Source organism: Variovorax sp. VNK109, assembly GCF_049445855.1.
Taxonomy (GTDB): domain Bacteria; phylum Pseudomonadota; class Gammaproteobacteria; order Burkholderiales; family Burkholderiaceae_C; genus JAGOCV01.
In genome coordinates this window covers 1,109,786-1,125,764 of sequence record NZ_JBMSDV010000001.1, presented here as the reverse complement: position 1 = coordinate 1,125,764, position 15,979 = coordinate 1,109,786, and the positions used below count along the sequence as shown (strand labels likewise).

The window sequence follows — 15,979 nt, the reverse complement described above, 5'->3', positions numbered from 1 at the left end:
CCACAACAATGAAAAAGCTCATCCTCACGCTGATCGCCACGCTGGGTATCGTCACGGGTGCCGTCGCCGCTGAAGGCGGCATCGCCTGGGACAAGGCACCCAAGAAGACGACGGACCTCGCCGCCGTCCAGAACGGTGCCAAGCTGTTCGTCAACTACTGCCTGAACTGCCATTCCGCCGCCTTCATGCGCTACAACCGCTTGCAGGACATCGGCCTCACCGAGCAGCAGATCAAGGACAACCTGCTGTTCGGCGACGTCAAGATCGGCGAGACCATGAAGGCCGCGATCGACCCGAAGCAGGCCAAGGACTGGTTCGGTGGAAACCCGCCTGATCTCACGCTGATCACCCGTTCGCGTTCCGGCCACGGAGGCACCGGTGCAGACTATCTCTATACCTACCTGCGTACCTACTACCGCGACAGCGAGAAAGCCACCGGCTGGAACAACCTGGCCTTCCCCAGCGTCGCCATGCCGCACGCGCTGTGGGAACTGCAGGGCGAACGCGAGCCGGTCTATGCCGAGCACGAGTCGCATGGTCACAAGGTCAAGGTCGTCACCGGCTGGAAGCAGGTGACGCCGGGCACGATGACGCCTCAGCAGTACGACGATGCCGTGGGCGACCTGGTGGCCTACATGCAGTGGATGGCCGAGCCGGCTGCGAACACGCGCGTGCGCGTGGGCGTCTGGGTTCTGATTTTCCTGATGTTCTTTACCGTGATCGCATGGCGTCTGAACGCCGCGTTCTGGAAAGACATCAAATAACAGAGAGTTGCCCGCGCCTTCAGGGGCGGGCCGTGCAGAGTGGGAGTGCCAGGGGCGTCCCACTCTTTTTGATTTTTAGGAGCCTACGCCATGATGGTGTTGTATTCAGGAACGACTTGCCCTTTCTCCCACCGTTGCCGCTTCGTGCTGTTTGAAAAGGGCATGGACTTCGAGATCCGCGACGTGGATCTCTACAACAAGCCCGAAGACATCAGCGTCATGAACCCGTACGGCCAGGTGCCGATCCTGGTCGAGCGCGACCTGATCCTGTACGAGTCGAACATCATCAACGAGTACATCGACGAACGCTTCCCGCATCCGCAACTGATGCCCGGCGACCCGGTGGACCGCGCCCGCGTGCGCCTGTTCCTGCTGAACTTCGAGAAGGAACTCTTCGTGCACGTGGCCACGCTGGAAAACCGCGCAGCCAAGGGCAATGAAAAGGCACTGGAAAAGGCACGTTCGCACATCCGCGACCGCCTGACGCAACTGGCCCCGGTGTTCCTCAAGAACAAGTTCATGCTGGGCGACAACTTCTCCATGCTCGACGTGGCGATTGCGCCGCTGCTCTGGCGCCTGGACTTCTACGGCATCGAGCTGTCGAAGAATGCCGCACCGCTGCTGAAGTACGCGGAACGCATCTTCTCGCGTCCCGCCTACATCGAGGCGCTGACGCCGTCCGAGAAAGTGATGCGCAAGTAAGCGGAGCGGCGCAGGCATGATGAACGCGCTGGAGTCCACCTCCACCCGCCCTTACCTGATCCGGGCGCTGTACGACTGGTGCACCGACAACGGCTTCACGCCGTATGTCGCGGTGCTGGTGGACGACACGGTCCAGGTTCCGCGCGAGTATGTGAAGAACGGCGAGATCGTCCTGAACATCAGCTTCGATGCCACCAGTTCGCTCAAGCTGGGCAACGAGTTCATCGAGTTCAAGGCCCGCTTTGCCGGGACGGCGCGCGAGATCATGGTGCCGGTCAACCGGGTGATCGCCATTTACGCGCGCGAAAACGGACAGGGCATGGCGTTTCCCGTGGCGGTGCCGACGACATCGGTCGGTCCTTCCGCTGTTGACGGTACCGCGAAGGCCCCATCCGGGCCTCCCCGGACTGCGGGTGGAGACGCCAACATCGTCCAGCTGGTGTCATCCGACGAGCCGCCAGCCGGCCCTGACGGTGAGCCGCCGAGGCCTTCGCCGTCCGGTGGTGGCCGTCCTTCGCTCAAGCGCGTCAAGTAGCCGGCCTTACGCGCTTAAAATCCCCGATTCGCCGCTTTAGCTCAGTTGGTAGAGCACCCGCCTTGTAAGCGGTAGGTCGTCAGTTCGATTCCGACAAGCGGCACCAGTCAGAAGCCGCCACGGCCCAGGTCGTGGCGGCTTTTTGCTTGGACCTTGAGCCGAATTGAGTTAACCTCCCAACCCCGGCTTCGCAAGTGGGCCTGCAAGGCAGGCAACAACTGGCGCAGCTTGGCAGCCGCAGCGTTGTTGTCCACCAGCAGGCACCACGCATCACCCTCGATCGGCCCGGCCTGCAAGGCGGGGCGCATCCCGGGCGGGACCAGCGGCTGGATGGCTTTGAGGCGCTCGGCCGATTCACGGGCGAGCGCCGTCAGTCTCGCCAGGGTGGGGGATTCCTGTGCAGCCTGTTCCAGTGTGAATGGGGGCTGCTGGCGGTTCATGGCGGGTGTGCAATTCAAGGGGTTGGGCAGAGTGCATTTGATTATCACGGATGCGTGGCTGGCAAAAAGCCGCGCCATCCACCTGAGCGGAACACGGCTGATCATGGCAGGCTTGGCCCTGTCGGTCGGCCTCATGGTGGTGGCCGCCGGCCTCTACCACTGGGTGTTCCTCAAGGGGGCCCGCGAAGGCTGGCCGGTGATTGGCGCGCTCGTGCGGCTCATGGTCAAGGACGAATTCGAGCAGCGCGACCGTTACATGCGCGAGAACCTCGACGTCATGGCCCGAAAGCTGGGCGAAATGCAGGCCAAGCTCATGCAGCTCGAATCCCTGGGAGAGCGGGTCTCTGGTCTGGCGGGGCTCAATCCTGCCGAAGCCAAGGTCGTGCCCGGTCGCGGTGGCGTGCTCATCGAAGGCCGACCGCTCGCACTGGAAGAGCTGCAGGCCACACTGGCCGATCTCGATCAGCTCACCGATCAGCGGGTCGACCTGTTCACCGTGGCCGAATCACGCCTGTTCGACCAGCGCATCCGCAAGATGATGGTGCCCACCCAGCAGCCGGTGCCGGGTGCGAACCTCGGCTCGTCTTTCGGCTGGCGCATCGATCCATTCACGGGACGCTCCGCCCTGCACACGGGCCTCGATTTCCAGGCCGACAGCGGTGCCGCCATCGTGGCCGCAGCCGGTGGCGTGGTGGTCACGCAGGAATACCACGCCGCCTACGGCAACATGGTCGAGATCGACCACGGCAACAATCTCGTCACCCGCTATGCGCACGCGTCCAGGGTGTTCGTCCAGAAGGGCGATCTGGTCAAACGTGGGCAAAAGATCGCCAATGTAGGCACCACGGGCCGCTCCACGGGCCCGCACCTGCATTTCGAAGTGCTGGTCCAGGGTGTCCCGCAGGATCCGCAGCAGTTCCTGATGGCCGGTCAGAACCTGTCCGACCCCGTGGCGGACGCCGGCAAGCATGCCGGCCACGCGGGCCATGGCGGGGCCGGAGCGATCCGGGCATCCCCGGCGCCCCGCAGGTAAAATCCGCCGTTCTGGCAGCGCTGGCAGGCGCGGTCGGGCCGCAAGGCCGGCCGCAGTGTCCTGCACGGGCGCTGCCCCACCTGAATTCACCTTTTGCTTAGGAGTTCCGGTCGCCGCGATCGCCCGCCGGGCTCGCGCGACTCTTCCTCATGGCCAATTTCCTGACCCAACTTTTCGGCAGCCGCAACGACCGCCTGCTCAAACAATACCGGAAGACGGTGGAGCGCATCAACGCGCTGGAACCCCAGTTCGAAAAGCTGGACGACACGCAACTGCGTGGGAAGACGCAGGAGTTCAAGGACCGCGTCGCCAAGGGTGAAAGCCTCGACGCGCTGTTGCCCGAAGCCTTTGCTGTCGTGCGCGAAGGCTCCAAGCGCATCATGAAAATGCGCCATTTCGACGTGCAGATGCTGGGCGGCATGGCACTGCACCACGGCAAGATTTCCGAAATGCGCACCGGCGAAGGCAAGACGCTGACCGCCACGCTGCCCGTGTACCTGAATGCCCTCTCGGGCAAGGGCGTGCACGTGGTGACGGTGAACGACTATCTGGCCAACCGCGACGCGCAGTGGATGGGGCGCCTTTACAACTTCCTCGGCCTCAGCGTCGGCATCAACCTGCCGCAGATGCCGCGCGAGCAGAAGCAGGCTGCCTACGCTTCGGACATCACTTACGGCACGAACAACGAGTACGGCTTCGACTACCTGCGCGACAACATGGTGTACGAGAGCGGTGACCGGGTACAACGCGGCCTGAACTTCGCCATCGTGGACGAAGTGGACTCGATCCTGATCGACGAAGCGCGCACACCGCTCATCATCAGCGGGCAGGCCGAGGACCATACGGCGCTGTACATCGCGATCAACCGTGCAATTCCCACCCTGGAGCGCCAGGAGGGCGAAGCCGATCCGCGCACCGGTGAAGGCATCACCAAACCGGGCGACTTCACCGTCGATGAAAAGACGCATCAGGTCTACCTGACCGAGTCGGGCCACGAGAAATCCGAGCGCATCCTCTTCGAAATGGGCTTGCTGCCCGAGGGCGCGTCGCTGTACGACCCGGCCAACATCTCGCTGATGCACCACCTGTACGCGGCACTGCGTGCGGCGCACCTGTACCACCGCGACCAGCACTACGTGGTGCAGAACGGCGAGATCATCATCGTCGACGAATTCACCGGACGCCTGATGGCGGGTCGCCGCTGGAGCGATGGCCTGCATCAGGCCGTGGAAGCGAAGGAAGGCGTGGCCATCCAGGCCGAGAACCAGACACTCGCGTCCATCACCTTCCAGAACTACTTCCGCCTGTACGGCAAGCTCGCCGGCATGACGGGTACGGCCGATACCGAAGCCTACGAGTTCCAGGAGATCTACGGTCTGGAAACGATGGTGATCCCGCCGAACCGTCCGAGCAAACGCGACGACCAGCTCGACCGCGTCTACAAGACCACGCGCGAGAAGTACGAAGCGGCCATCAAGGACATCCGCGAGTGCTACGAGCGAGGACAGCCCGTGCTGGTGGGCACGACGTCGATCGAGAACTCGGAAATCATCGACCAGCTGCTCACGAAGGAGAAGCTGCCTCATCAGGTGCTGAACGCCAAGCAGCATGCGCGTGAGGCCGACATCATTGCGCAAGCCGGTCGCGCGAAGATGATCACGATTGCCACCAACATGGCCGGCCGCGGCACCGACATCGTGCTGGGCGGCAATGTGGAGAAGGCCATCGAAGCGGTCGAGGCTGACGAAGCCATGGACGCGGCGGCCAAGGCGGTCGAGATTGCCCGCCTGCGTGAAGCCTGGGTGGCCGACCACGAAGCCGTGAAGGCGCTGGGTGGACTGCGCATCATCGCCACCGAACGGCACGAATCCCGCCGTATCGACAACCAGCTGCGCGGCCGTTCGGGCCGCCAGGGAGATCCGGGTTCGTCGCGTTTCTACCTGAGCCTGGACGATCCGCTGATGCGCATATTCGCGGGCGACCGCGTGCGCAGCATCATGGAGCGCCTGAAGATGCCCGATGGCGAAGCCATCGAAGCCGGGATTGTCACGCGCAGCATCGAGTCTGCGCAACGCAAGGTCGAGGCCCGCAACTTCGACGTCCGCAAGCAACTGCTCGAATATGACGATGTGGCCAATGACCAGCGCAAGGTCATCTACCAGCAGCGCAACGAGATTCTCGATGCGGCTGTGTTGACCGAACAGATTGCCTCGTTGCGCGAAGGCTGTTTCACCGACCTCGTGCGCCAGTTCGTGCCGCCCGAGTCGGTGGAAGAGCAATGGGACATCCCGGCACTCGAGAAGGCGCTCAGCGAGGAGTGGCAGATCGACCTGCCGCTGTCCAGCGAAGTGCAGGCGGCCAGCGCGATCACCGACGAGGAAATCGTCGAGCGCGTGGTCACCGCAGCCAACGAAGCTTTCGCGGCGAAGGTGGCGCTGGTCGGGGAGGAGAATTTCACGCAGTTCGAGCGCATGGTGCTGCTGCAGAGCATCGACACCAGCTGGCGTGAGCATCTGGCCGCGCTGGACTATTTGCGTCAGGGCATCCACCTGCGCGGCTATGCGCAGAAGCAGCCGAAGCAGGAGTACAAGCGCGAAGCCTTCGAGCTCTTCGGCCAGATGCTGGACTCGGTGAAGAATCAGGTCACGCGCGTGCTGATGACGGTGCAGGTGCAGTCCGGCGAGCAACTGGAGCAGGCTGCCGACGAGATGGAAAGCCGCGGCGAGCGCATCGCCAATGTGACTTACACCGCGCCGACCGAGACCGGCGAGACCGAGACCACGGCAGCAGCCGGTCTGGGCGCGCCAGCAGCATTGGTGAACGACGTGCCCCGCGTGGGCCGCAACGACCCTTGCCCGTGCGGCAGTGGCAAGAAGTACAAGCAGTGCCACGGCAAGCTGGCCTGAGGAGATCGACATGCCTGTGAACCTGCCCGTTCCCGTCAACCAGGACCTGCATGCCGTGCCCGGCCTGCGCATCGGCGTGGCCGAGGCGGGCGTGCGCAAGGCCAACCGCAAGGACCTGACCGTGGTGCTGATCGACGAGGGCGCGTCGGTCGGCGGTGTCTTCACGCAGAACCGCTTTTGCGCGGCGCCGGTGCAGATCTGTCGTGAACATCTGGCCAAGGGTGCGGACGTTCGCGCGATGGTCATCAACACGGGCAACGCGAATGCCGGGACCGGCGAAGACGGCCTGGCCCGTGCCCGCTCGACCTGTGATGCGCTGGCGCGCGAGCTGAAGCTCAAGCCCACGCAGATCCTCCCGTTCTCCACCGGCGTGATCATGGAGGCGCTGCCCGTGGACCGCATCGTCTCGGGTCTGCCTGCGGCCATCGCCGATGCGAAAGCCGATCACTGGCTGCGCGCGGCCGAGGGCATCATGACCACCGACACCGTGCCCAAGGCATTCAGCGCGAAAGCCGAAGTGGGCGGTGCAACTGTGTCGATCACCGGCATCAGCAAGGGCGCAGGCATGATCCGCCCCAACATGGCGACCATGCTCGGTTTCATGGCGACCGACGCCTGCGTGGCTCCTGCGCTCATGCAGCAACTGGCCACCGAGCTGGCCGATGGCTCGTTCAATCGCGTGACGGTGGACGGCGACACGTCCACCAACGACTCCTTCGTGGTCATTGCCACCAACAAGGCGGCGCATGCACCCATCACCTTGCTCGACAGCGAGGCGGGCAAGGCACTCAAGACAGCGATGCTCGACGTGGCGCGCAAGCTGGCACAGGCCATCGTGCGTGACGGCGAAGGTGCGACCAAGTTCATCTCCGTCCGTGTCGAAGGCGGCGCGACCGGTGAGGAGTGTCGCAAGGTGGCCTATGCCATCGCACATTCACCGCTCGTGAAGACCGCGTTCTTCGCTAGCGATCCGAACCTCGGTCGCATCCTTGCGGCCGTGGGCTATGCCGGCATCGATGATCTCGACCAGACGAAGATCGACCTGTATCTGGACGATGTGCATGTTGCGGTGAACGGGGGGCGCAACCCCTCCTATCAGGAAGCAGACGGCCAGCGTGTGATGAAGCAGAGCGAGATCACGGTGCGTGTGGTGCTCGGCCGCGGCAATGCCGCAGACACGGTCTGGACCTGCGACTTCAGCCACGACTACGTCACCATCAACGCCGACTACCGGTCATGAACGAGAAGTTTGATCGCCTGATCGAGCGCGCCGCCCGGCTGATCGATCGCATCGAAGCCATCCTTCCGCAGCCGCTGTCCGCCCCTGACTGGTCCACCGCCATCGCCTGGCGGTACCGCAAGCGCAGCTCCGGCCACGGGACGCTGGAGCCGGTGCGCCACGTGGCGGCCATGGCGCTGGGTGACCTCAAGGAAATCGACATCCAGAAGGAAAAGATCCGTCGCAACACACAGCAGTTCGTCGAGGGCCGCACCGCCAACAACGTGCTGCTGACGGGTGCGCGCGGGACCGGCAAGTCCTCGCTCATCAAGGCGTGCCTCAACGCGTATTCGTCGCAGGGCCTGCGCCTGATCGAAGTCGACAAGGCCGATCTGACCGATCTGCCCGACATCGTCGATGTGGTGGCTTCGCGCCCCGAGAAGTTCGTGATCTTCTGCGACGACCTCAGTTTCGAGGACGGGGAGCCGGGCTACAAGGCGCTCAAGTCGATCCTCGACGGCTCGGTGGCTGCATCCACCCCGAACGTGCTGATCTACGCGACCAGCAACCGTCGCCACCTCTTGCCCGAGTACATGAAGGAAAACCTGACGTACACGCACACCGACGATGGCGAGGTACATCCGGGCGAAGTGGTGGAGGAGAAGATCTCGCTGTCCGAACGCTTCGGCCTGTGGGTCAGTTTTTATCCGTTCAGCCAGGATGAATATCTGGCCATCGTCGCGCAATGGCTCTCGTCGATGAGCGTGCCCAAGCCCGAGATCGAAGCGGCGCGTGCAGAGGCGCTGGTGTGGGCGCTCGAGCGAGGCTCGCGCAGCGGGCGCGTGGCCTATCAGTTCGCGAGGGATTTCGCGGGCCGCAAGACGGCTGCCGCATGAGTGGATCGTCTGCGTCGCCGCGCAAGCACACCGAAGTGGCGGTCGGCATTCTCATACGCGCCGACGACGCGCTGCTGCTGACCTCACGTCCCGAAGGCAAGCCGTACGCGGGCTACTGGGAATTTCCTGGCGGCAAGGTTGAGGCCGGTGAGACCGTCGCGCAGGCCTTGCGACGCGAACTCCAGGAAGAACTGGGTGTGACCATCGGCGACGTCGATGTCTGGCGCGTGACCGAACACGACTATCCGCATGCGCTGGTGCGCCTGCACTGGTGCAAGGTCCGCGAATGGGACGGCGAGTTCGAGATGCGCGAAGGGCAGTCGATGTCGTGGGAGCAATTTCCGCTCGGCGTCGAACCCGTGTTGCCCGGCGCTTTCCCCGTGCTGAACTGGCTGGCCGAAGAGCGCGGTTTTCCGGGTACGCCTGCAAAAGGCGCGCCGTCACAAGCTGCTTGAGCTTGCCACGCGGCGATTACTGCAGTTTCGGATCGCCGAACGGCTCATCGTCCGGACCTGCTTCGGCCGGGACGCGGAAATCCTCATTGGCCCAGGCCCCGAGATCACTGTTCTTGCAGCGCTCGCTGCAAAACGGCCGGAAGGCGTTGGAGGCGGCATAGACGCTCCTGCCGCCACAGGCAGGGCACTTCACGATCCGCGGTGGATTGACGGGGCTCGCTGCGGCCATGTCAGGAGCACAAGGTGAGTTCCAGCGCCGTGTCTTCCGTCGAAGGGTGAAGGCGGTCATCGGATTCGTGACGCATGAGGCGCACCGATACCATCAGCCGGTTGCCGCTGATCTCTGGAATCAATCCAAGTGCCGGGTCGATGGCCAGGCGCAGCAGGTGGAACGTGCGGCCTTGCGGCAAGGTCTGCTGGTAGTGACCACCGGTCGCGATGACTTTCTGCGGAGCACCCGACTCGCGCAACAACTTGAGCAGCATGTGTATGGATTCGGCCAGGGGAGCCAGCGTCGACGCCCAGCGTTCGAGGTCTGCGCGGCGCAGCATGGGTGCCTTGTGCTGCCAGGCGTAATAGGCGGGCAGGTCGAACTCGCAGGTGCCTCCCGGTATGCCTGCGCGGCTGCGCAGGCTCATGAGCCAGTCGCTTTCAGTCAGGGATTGGCCGGCCTTGCCGGGCAGGCCGTTCAATGCGCTGAAGCAGCCGTCGAGCTGTCCGGTGACCTGGTCAAGCACGGCCTCGGATATGGCGGGGTTCCCTCGGTAGCTGTTCAGCAGGCTCTTCTGCTTTTCCAGGTCCTTGAGCACGTCGGACTTGAGGTCTGCGCGAGCACCCACGTCCATGACTTCGAAGATCGTCGTCAATGCATAGTGGTGGAGCAGCGGGTGGTCGCTCGGGACCAGTTCACCGAGGCGCCTGAACAGGTGTTCGAGACGCAGATAGGTGCGGATGCGCTCGTTGAATGGGTATTCGTACAGAATCACGCTGCGGCTTCCATCCGCGCGATCATAGCCCGAAGCGCCGCGCCGCGGCAGTGGTTTGTTCGCGCAACTGCTCCAGCGTGATGCCGTCATTGAAGATCACGGCGTCGGCCGCCGCGAGCCGCGCCGCGCGCGTGGCCTGCGCGGCGATGATGGACTGCACCGCAGCTTCGTCCAGCTGGCTGCGCTGCATGACGCGGCGAATCTGCGTGGCCGGCAGACAGTCGATGACTAGCACATGGTCCAGTTGCTGGCGCCAGCGGCTGGATTCGACCAGCAGCGGGATATCCAGCACGGCGAGCGTGTGGCCGGCACTGCGGGCCTGTTCCAGTTGCGCACGCGTCTTCTCACCTACCAGCGGGTGGACGATGGATTCGAGCCGCTGTTTGGCTGCGGGCGTGGCGAAAACATGTTCGCGCATGCGCGTTCGATCCAGTGCTCCATCTGCACCGATGAAGTCGTCGCCGAAGGCTGCGCGGATGGCGGGAATGGCTTCGCCCCCCATGGCCGTCACGCTGCGGGCGTTGGCATCTGCATCGATGACGGCAGCGCCCAGCGAGGCCAGCATCGCGGCGACGGTACTCTTGCCGCTGCCGATGCCACCCGTCAGGCCGAGTCGTTGCATGCTGTCAGCGCACGACGATGGGGAAGGCGAAGGGCACGAGGGTTCGCACTTCCTGGGGGCCGATCAGAAGGCACACGAGGCCTGCGCCGGCCAGGAAGGGCCCGAAGGCGATCGGGATATCCTTGTGCGCGAGCTTGCCCACGAGCAGCAGGATGCTGCCCAGAACACCGCCCACGATGGATGACACCAGAAGGATCGCCAGCAGGTAGTCTGCCCCGAGCCATGCGCCGAGCGCAGCCATGAGCTTGAAGTCACCATAGCCCATGCCTTCCTTGCCGGTCAGCAGACGATAGGCGTGATAGAAAAGCCAGAGCACCCCGTAGCCGGCGATCGCACCCCAGACGGCGGAAACGAGAGGCACCGTCCAGCCCAGCGACGCAACAAGGAGACCGATCCACAGCAGGAGATAGTTCAGGCTGTCGGGCAACAGTTGTGTGTCCAGGTCGATCAGGAACTGGCAGATGAGGATGGCCGCGAAGATGGCCCATGCGCACGCCAGTGGCGTGAGCCCCCAGCGCACTGCGCATACAGCGAAGAAACCCGCCGTGACAAGCTCCACCAGCGGATAGCGCACACTGATGCGTGCCTTGCAGTTCGAACAACGCCCGCGCAATGCGATGAAACTGAGCACCGGAATGTTTTCATACCAGCGGATGACGTGACCACAATGACCGCAACGGGATGCGGGGCGGGCAAGCCCAAGCGGTTGCAACTGGTCCTGCGCTTCACCAGCCAGCCTTGCGCTTTCGTGCATGTGCTCGGGTGCAAGCGTCTTGCCGCCGAAGACGAGATCCCACAGCGACACTGGCACACCGGCGTCGGGGTCGGCTGCCATCAGGTTGTCGCTGGATTCACGCAGCCACTGTCTGTACATGGTGACCGGCAAGCGGTAGACCACCACATTCAGGAAGCTGCCGATCACGAGGCCGATCAAGCCGCCGATGGCGGCAAGAACCCACGCCTCCGCCGACATCAGACGACCTGGCCGAGTTTGAAGATGGGCAGGTACATGGAGACGACGATGCCGCCGATCAGGCCACCCAGGAACACGATGATGATCGGCTCCATCAGGCTGGACAGGCCTTCGACCATGTCATCAACTTCCGCTTCATAGAAGTCGGCCGCCTTGCCCAGCATGTGGTCGATCGAACCGGATTCTTCGCCGATCGCGCACATCTGCAGAACCATGGTGGGGAACAGGTTGGCGTTGCCCATGGCAGCGGTCAGGCTGGTGCCGGTGGAGACTTCCTGCTGGATCTTTTCCGTGGCGCGCGCATACACGGAGTTGCCCGAAGCCCCGCCTACGGAGTCGAGGGCTTCGACGAGCGGTACACCTGCCGCGAACATCGTGGCCAGCGTACGTGTCCAGCGCGCGATGCAGGACTTCTCGATCAGGACGCCGAACACCGGCACCTTGAGCAGCACACGGTCCATGAACATCTGCATTTTCTCGTTCCGCTTCCAGGCCTGGAAGAAGAAGTAGAGTCCACCGCCGATGCTGCCGAAGATGAGCCACCAGTAAGCGACGAAGACTTCGCTGATGGCGATCACGATGAGGGTGGGGGCCGGAAGGTCGGCCCCGAACGAGCTGAACGTCTGCTTGAAGGCCGGGATCACGAAAATCATGATCACCGCCACCACGACGAAAGCCACCACGATCACCGAGATCGGATACATCAACGCGGATTTGATCTTGCTCTTGATGGCTTCCGTCTTTTCCATATAGACGGCAAGACGGTCCAGCAGTTCTTCCAGGATACCCGCCGCCTCACCGGCCTCGACCAGGTTGCAGTACAGGTTGTCGAAGTACATCGGGAACTTGCGGAACGCGGCGCTCAGCGAAGTACCCGTTTCAACGTCGGCCCGGATGTCGCCGAGCAGCTTGGTCACGCTGGCATTGGCATTGCCGCGACCCACGATGTCGAAAGCCTGAAGCAGCGGAACGCCTGCTTTCATCATCGTCGCAAGCTGGCGGGTGAAGATGGCCAGATCCTTGTTGGTGATCTTCTTCCCGGAGCGCGAGCGCCGCTTCTTGATCTTGCTGCTCAGGATGCCCTGACGGCGCAGATAGGCCTGGACCTGGTTTTCGCCGGAAGCGCGGAGTTCGCCACGGACCTGCTTGCCATTGCGGTCCTTGCCTTCCCACTCGTAGACGAATTCCTTGATGTCCCTGGAAGCAGCTGTTGCCATTCTGAACCCCGGTTTTCCCTGTTATTTACTCGTTGGTCACGGCCAGGACTTCTTCCAGGGAAGTCAGGCCCTGCCGCACCTTCTGCAAGCCGGATTGTCGCAGCGAGCGCACACCTTCGCGCTCGGCCTGCTTGGCGATGTCCAACGCGCTGCCATCGGCCAGGATGAGGCGCTGGATCTCCTCGCTGATGGGCATCACCTGATAGATGCCCACGCGTCCCTTGTAGCCGTTGTTGCAGGCATTGCAGCCGACCGGACGGTAGGGCGTCCAGGAACCATCCAGGTCCTCCTCGCGGAAGCCGGCCTCGATCAGCGCACTCCTGGGCACGTCGAGCGGTTGTTTGCAGACAGGACACAGACGCCGGGCAAGGCGCTGTGCCGTGATCAGGATCACGCTGGACGCGATGTTGAACGGCGCGATGCCCATGTTGCGCATCCGCGTGAGCGTCGTCGGGGCGTCGTTCGTGTGAAGTGTGGACAGCACCATGTGGCCGGTCTGGGCGGCCTTGATGGCGATGTCGGCCGTTTCCAGGTCCCGGATTTCGCCGACCATGATGATGTCCGGATCCTGCCGCAGGAAGGACTTCAGCGCCGCCGCGAAAGTGAGGCCCGCCTTGTCATTCACATTGACCTGATTCACGCCGGGCAGGTTGATTTCGGACGGGTCTTCGGCCGTCGCGATGTTCACCCCCGGCTTGTTCAGCAGGTTCAGGCAGGTGTAGAGCGACACCGTCTTGCCGGAGCCGGTCGGTCCTGTCACGAGAATCATCCCGTACGGGCGCCCGATGGCACTGAGCAGCCGCTCCTTTTCGACAGCGTCATAGCCCAGCGCGTCGATGCCCAGTTTGGCACTGCTCGGATCCAGGATACGGATCACGATCTTCTCGCCGAACAGCGTGGGCAGCGTGCTCACACGGAAGTCGATCACCCGGTCCGGCCCGACCTTCATCTTCATGCGGCCGTCCTGCGGGATGCGCTTCTCGGAGATGTCCAGCTTTGAAATCACCTTGATGCGCGACGACAGTTTGTCCTTGATCGCGATCGGCGGGCTGGCAATCTCGCGCAGTTCGCCGTCGATGCGGAAGCGCACGCGATAGGTGTGTTCGTAAGGCTCGAAGTGCAGGTCGGACGCGCGCATGCTGAACGCATCCAGAAGCATCTTCTGCAGGAACTTGACGACCGGTGCGTCCTCGACTTCGGCTACCGCGGCCGAATCGGCCTCATTGCTGGAAGACTCCATCGAGGCTTCGTCGAATTCGAAGTCATCCCCGATGATGTTGTCCATGGCCTCGGTGGCACTGGTCGCATTGGCCTCGACCATGCGCGAGAGCTTGTCGTATTCCGCGATGACCCAGTCCACGCCCATCTGCGTGGCGAACTTGATGCGTTCGGCTGCCTTGGCATCCGACGGATCGGCCGCGGCGACGATGAGGCGGTTGCCCCGCTTGCTCAGCGCAATGACGCGGAATTCCTGGCAGAGCTTGGGGTCGAGCAGGTCCTTGGGCAGGCGCTGCGGATCAACGGCCTCGAGATCCAGCAGCGGCGCCCCATAAGACGACGACATGGTGTGCGCCAGATCGGCCGGCGATACGGCACCGGAGCCCGTCAGCTCGGCAATGAAGCTGTTGCCACTGGTCTGGGACTTCTTGTAGACCTCTTCGGCGGTCTTGAGTTCGAGCTTGCCAGCGCTGACCAAGGCCCGGCCCAAGCCTGGCAGGGCCACGCCGGAATTCTGATTGGCTGTGATGGAGTCGGCGAATGCCATGCCTGTAAATGTAACTGGCCGGGATGACTGGCTCTAGGGATGGAACTGCCTTTGATCATCGCTGATTGCCATTGCGGTGTAAACGAAAACCCGGGCGAGGGACCGCGATCAGTTGGCAGAACAGGACAAATTGCCTGTAAATCGGGAGCGCCGACGGCTCCCGCTGGACGATCGATCTGGAGAAGTGACCAAGAAGATGGTCGGGGTGAGAGGATTCGAACCTCCGGCCTCTACGTCCCGAACGTAGCGCTCTACCAGGCTAAGCTACACCCCGATGTCTGCCGGGAGCAACGCGCGGGCCTGATGCAACGATCAGGAGCGGCGCTCCAAAAGCTGAGCCGCCAATTGTAGCAGGCCTGAAACGTGCGAATTGGGTGGCAGGTGTTCGATCGCCTTCATGGCCCTCCGCGCTTCCGCTGCGGCCGCGTCGCGCGTGGCGTCGAGCGCACCGGTTTCATTGACGATCGCCACGATCTGGGCCAATTCCGATGCGTCGCCCGTCTCGATGGCGTTGCGGATGACCTGCCGCTGCATGGCATTGCCACGCTGCATGGCAATGATCAGCGGCAAGGTTGTTTTCCCTTCGCGCAGATCATCCCCGAGGTTCTTGCCGGTTTCCGCGACATCGCCGTGATAGTCGAGCACGTCATCGATCACCTGGAACGCGGTGCCGAGCGCCTGGCCGTACTCGGCACATGCTTCTTCCACCTGCGGCGATGCCTGTGCCAGGACGGCAGCCAGCCGGGTGCTGGCCTCGAACAGCTTGGCCGTTTTCGAACGGATGACCCGAAGGTAGCCGGCCTCGTCGAGCGACGGATCGTGCATGTTCATCAGCTGGAGGACTTCGCCTTCGGCAATGATGTTGGTTGCTTCGGCAAGAATTTCCATCACGCGCATGCTGCCGGTGTCCAGCATCATCTGGAAGGCGCGCGAATACAGGAAGTCGCCGACCAGCACACTTGCCGGGTTGCCGAACGCCTCGTTGGCAGTCGCGCGGCCGCGCCGCAGGGTGGATTCGTCCACCACGTCATCATGGAGCAGCGTTGCCGTGTGGATGAACTCCACGACGGCGGCCAGATTGAAGCGTTGTTCGCCCGTGTAGCCCAGCGCACCACTGACCAGCAGCAGCAAAGCGGGGCGCAGCCGCTTGCCACCGGCCGAGATGATGTATTTCGCCACGTCGGCCACCAGGGGCACGCCGGAGTCGAGTCGGCGTGCGATGACCCGGTCCACCTCGAGCATGTCGTTCGCGATCAGTGCGAGTGTGGCGGAAGTACTGGAAGAATTGACAGTCAAGGGCGGGTTTGCTGGTGAAGGAAGGCCCGCGCAGCGGTGCCAGCAGCGGCAAATTATAGGGTCGCGATCCGTGTGGACCGTCGTGGGCCGGGTGCCGCAGGCGTGTCTGGAGGGGTTGGATGACGGGCGGTTGTTAGTAGCCGCAAACCATGTTATAGTCTTGGGCTCTG

General features: G+C 63.2%; 16 protein-coding genes and 2 tRNA genes. 9 read left to right on the top strand and 9 right to left on the bottom strand.

Translation table 11 applies throughout. The features are described 5' to 3' along the window. The first annotated feature begins 8 nt into the window (after positions 1-8). The 4 genes from ACO2Q9_RS05540 (at position 9) to ACO2Q9_RS05525 (ending at position 2,107) form a co-directional block, all read left to right on the top strand. The gene (locus ACO2Q9_RS05540) at positions 9-764 is read left to right on the top strand and encodes a cytochrome c1 (RefSeq protein WP_423309103.1); all 756 of its coding nucleotides are present in this window, start codon (positions 9-11) and stop codon (positions 762-764) included. Positions 765-854: 90 nt separating this feature from the next. Continuing rightward, positions 855-1,466 carry a glutathione S-transferase N-terminal domain-containing protein gene (locus ACO2Q9_RS05535; RefSeq protein WP_423309101.1) on the top strand — a complete coding sequence of 204 codons (612 nt, stop codon included), beginning with the start codon at positions 855-857 and terminating at the stop codon, positions 1,464-1,466. A 16-nt stretch (positions 1,467-1,482) separates the two neighbouring features. Then, entirely contained in the window at positions 1,483-2,001 is a 519-nt protein-coding gene (locus tag ACO2Q9_RS05530; RefSeq protein WP_423309099.1) for a ClpXP protease specificity-enhancing factor, read from the top strand. A gap of 30 nt (positions 2,002-2,031) precedes the next feature. Beyond that, a tRNA-Thr gene (locus tag ACO2Q9_RS05525) sits at positions 2,032-2,107 on the top strand. Position 2,108: 1 nt separating this feature from the next. On the opposite strand, the gene ACO2Q9_RS05520 is transcribed toward ACO2Q9_RS05525, so the two are convergent. Continuing rightward, complete coding sequence (locus tag ACO2Q9_RS05520; RefSeq protein ID WP_423309097.1) at positions 2,109-2,441, bottom strand: hypothetical protein; 333 nt, start codon at positions 2,439-2,441, stop codon at positions 2,109-2,111. Between the two features lie 31 nt (positions 2,442-2,472). Here ACO2Q9_RS05520 and ACO2Q9_RS05515 point away from each other — a divergent pair, with 31 nt between their 5' ends. The 5 genes from ACO2Q9_RS05515 (at position 2,473) to ACO2Q9_RS05495 (ending at position 8,950) form a co-directional block, all read left to right on the top strand. Continuing rightward, the gene (locus ACO2Q9_RS05515) at positions 2,473-3,474 is read left to right on the top strand and encodes a M23 family metallopeptidase (protein ID WP_423309095.1); all 1,002 of its coding nucleotides are present in this window, start codon (positions 2,473-2,475) and stop codon (positions 3,472-3,474) included. 149 nt (positions 3,475-3,623) lie between these two features. Beyond that, a complete protein-coding gene (gene secA / locus ACO2Q9_RS05510) occupies positions 3,624-6,380 on the top strand; it encodes a preprotein translocase subunit SecA (protein WP_423309093.1) in 2,757 nt (918 codons plus the stop codon). Between the two features lie 10 nt (positions 6,381-6,390). Next, positions 6,391-7,620 (top strand): bifunctional glutamate N-acetyltransferase/amino-acid acetyltransferase ArgJ, encoded by a 1,230-nt coding sequence (gene argJ, locus ACO2Q9_RS05505; RefSeq protein ID WP_423309091.1) that lies wholly within the window; start codon positions 6,391-6,393, stop codon positions 7,618-7,620. Beyond that, positions 7,617-8,495: an ATP-binding protein gene (locus ACO2Q9_RS05500; RefSeq protein ID WP_423309090.1), complete on the top strand. Its 879-nt coding sequence runs from the start codon at positions 7,617-7,619 to the stop codon at positions 8,493-8,495. The genes argJ and ACO2Q9_RS05500 overlap by 4 nt, the downstream gene beginning before the upstream one ends. Further along, entirely contained in the window at positions 8,492-8,950 is a 459-nt protein-coding gene (locus ACO2Q9_RS05495; protein ID WP_423309088.1) for an NUDIX domain-containing protein, read from the top strand. Before ACO2Q9_RS05500 ends, ACO2Q9_RS05495 begins: the two co-directional genes overlap by 4 nt. 16 nt (positions 8,951-8,966) lie before the next feature. Here the strand turns inward: ACO2Q9_RS05495 and ACO2Q9_RS05490 are convergent, their stop codons facing one another. From ACO2Q9_RS05490 to ACO2Q9_RS05455, 8 genes are all read right to left on the bottom strand, one after another. Next, positions 8,967-9,179 (bottom strand): DNA gyrase inhibitor YacG, encoded by a 213-nt coding sequence (locus ACO2Q9_RS05490; protein WP_423309086.1) that lies wholly within the window; start codon positions 9,177-9,179, stop codon positions 8,967-8,969. Between the two features lies 1 nt (position 9,180). Continuing rightward, positions 9,181-9,936, bottom strand: coding sequence for a cell division protein ZapD (gene zapD / locus ACO2Q9_RS05485; protein WP_423309084.1), 756 nt, complete (start codon positions 9,934-9,936; stop codon positions 9,181-9,183). A gap of 22 nt (positions 9,937-9,958) precedes the next feature. Further along, the gene (gene coaE / locus ACO2Q9_RS05480; protein ID WP_423309082.1) at positions 9,959-10,558 is read right to left on the bottom strand and encodes a dephospho-CoA kinase; all 600 of its coding nucleotides are present in this window, start codon (positions 10,556-10,558) and stop codon (positions 9,959-9,961) included. A gap of 4 nt (positions 10,559-10,562) precedes the next feature. Continuing rightward, positions 10,563-11,531, bottom strand: coding sequence for a prepilin peptidase (locus ACO2Q9_RS05475; RefSeq protein ID WP_423309080.1), 969 nt, complete (start codon positions 11,529-11,531; stop codon positions 10,563-10,565). Beyond that, entirely contained in the window at positions 11,531-12,748 is a 1,218-nt protein-coding gene (locus ACO2Q9_RS05470; protein WP_423309078.1) for a type II secretion system F family protein, read from the bottom strand. The genes ACO2Q9_RS05475 and ACO2Q9_RS05470 overlap by 1 nt, the downstream gene beginning before the upstream one ends. A 25-nt stretch (positions 12,749-12,773) precedes the next feature. After that, the gene (gene pilB, locus ACO2Q9_RS05465) at positions 12,774-14,513 is read right to left on the bottom strand and encodes a type IV-A pilus assembly ATPase PilB (RefSeq protein ID WP_423309076.1); all 1,740 of its coding nucleotides are present in this window, start codon (positions 14,511-14,513) and stop codon (positions 12,774-12,776) included. Positions 14,514-14,710: 197 nt separating this feature from the next. After that, a tRNA-Pro gene (locus ACO2Q9_RS05460) sits at positions 14,711-14,787 on the bottom strand. A gap of 38 nt (positions 14,788-14,825) precedes the next feature. After that, positions 14,826-15,755, bottom strand: a complete 930-nt coding sequence (locus tag ACO2Q9_RS05455; protein WP_423309944.1) for a polyprenyl synthetase family protein — start codon at positions 15,753-15,755, stop codon at positions 14,826-14,828. Between the last annotated feature and the right edge of the window lie 224 nt (positions 15,756-15,979).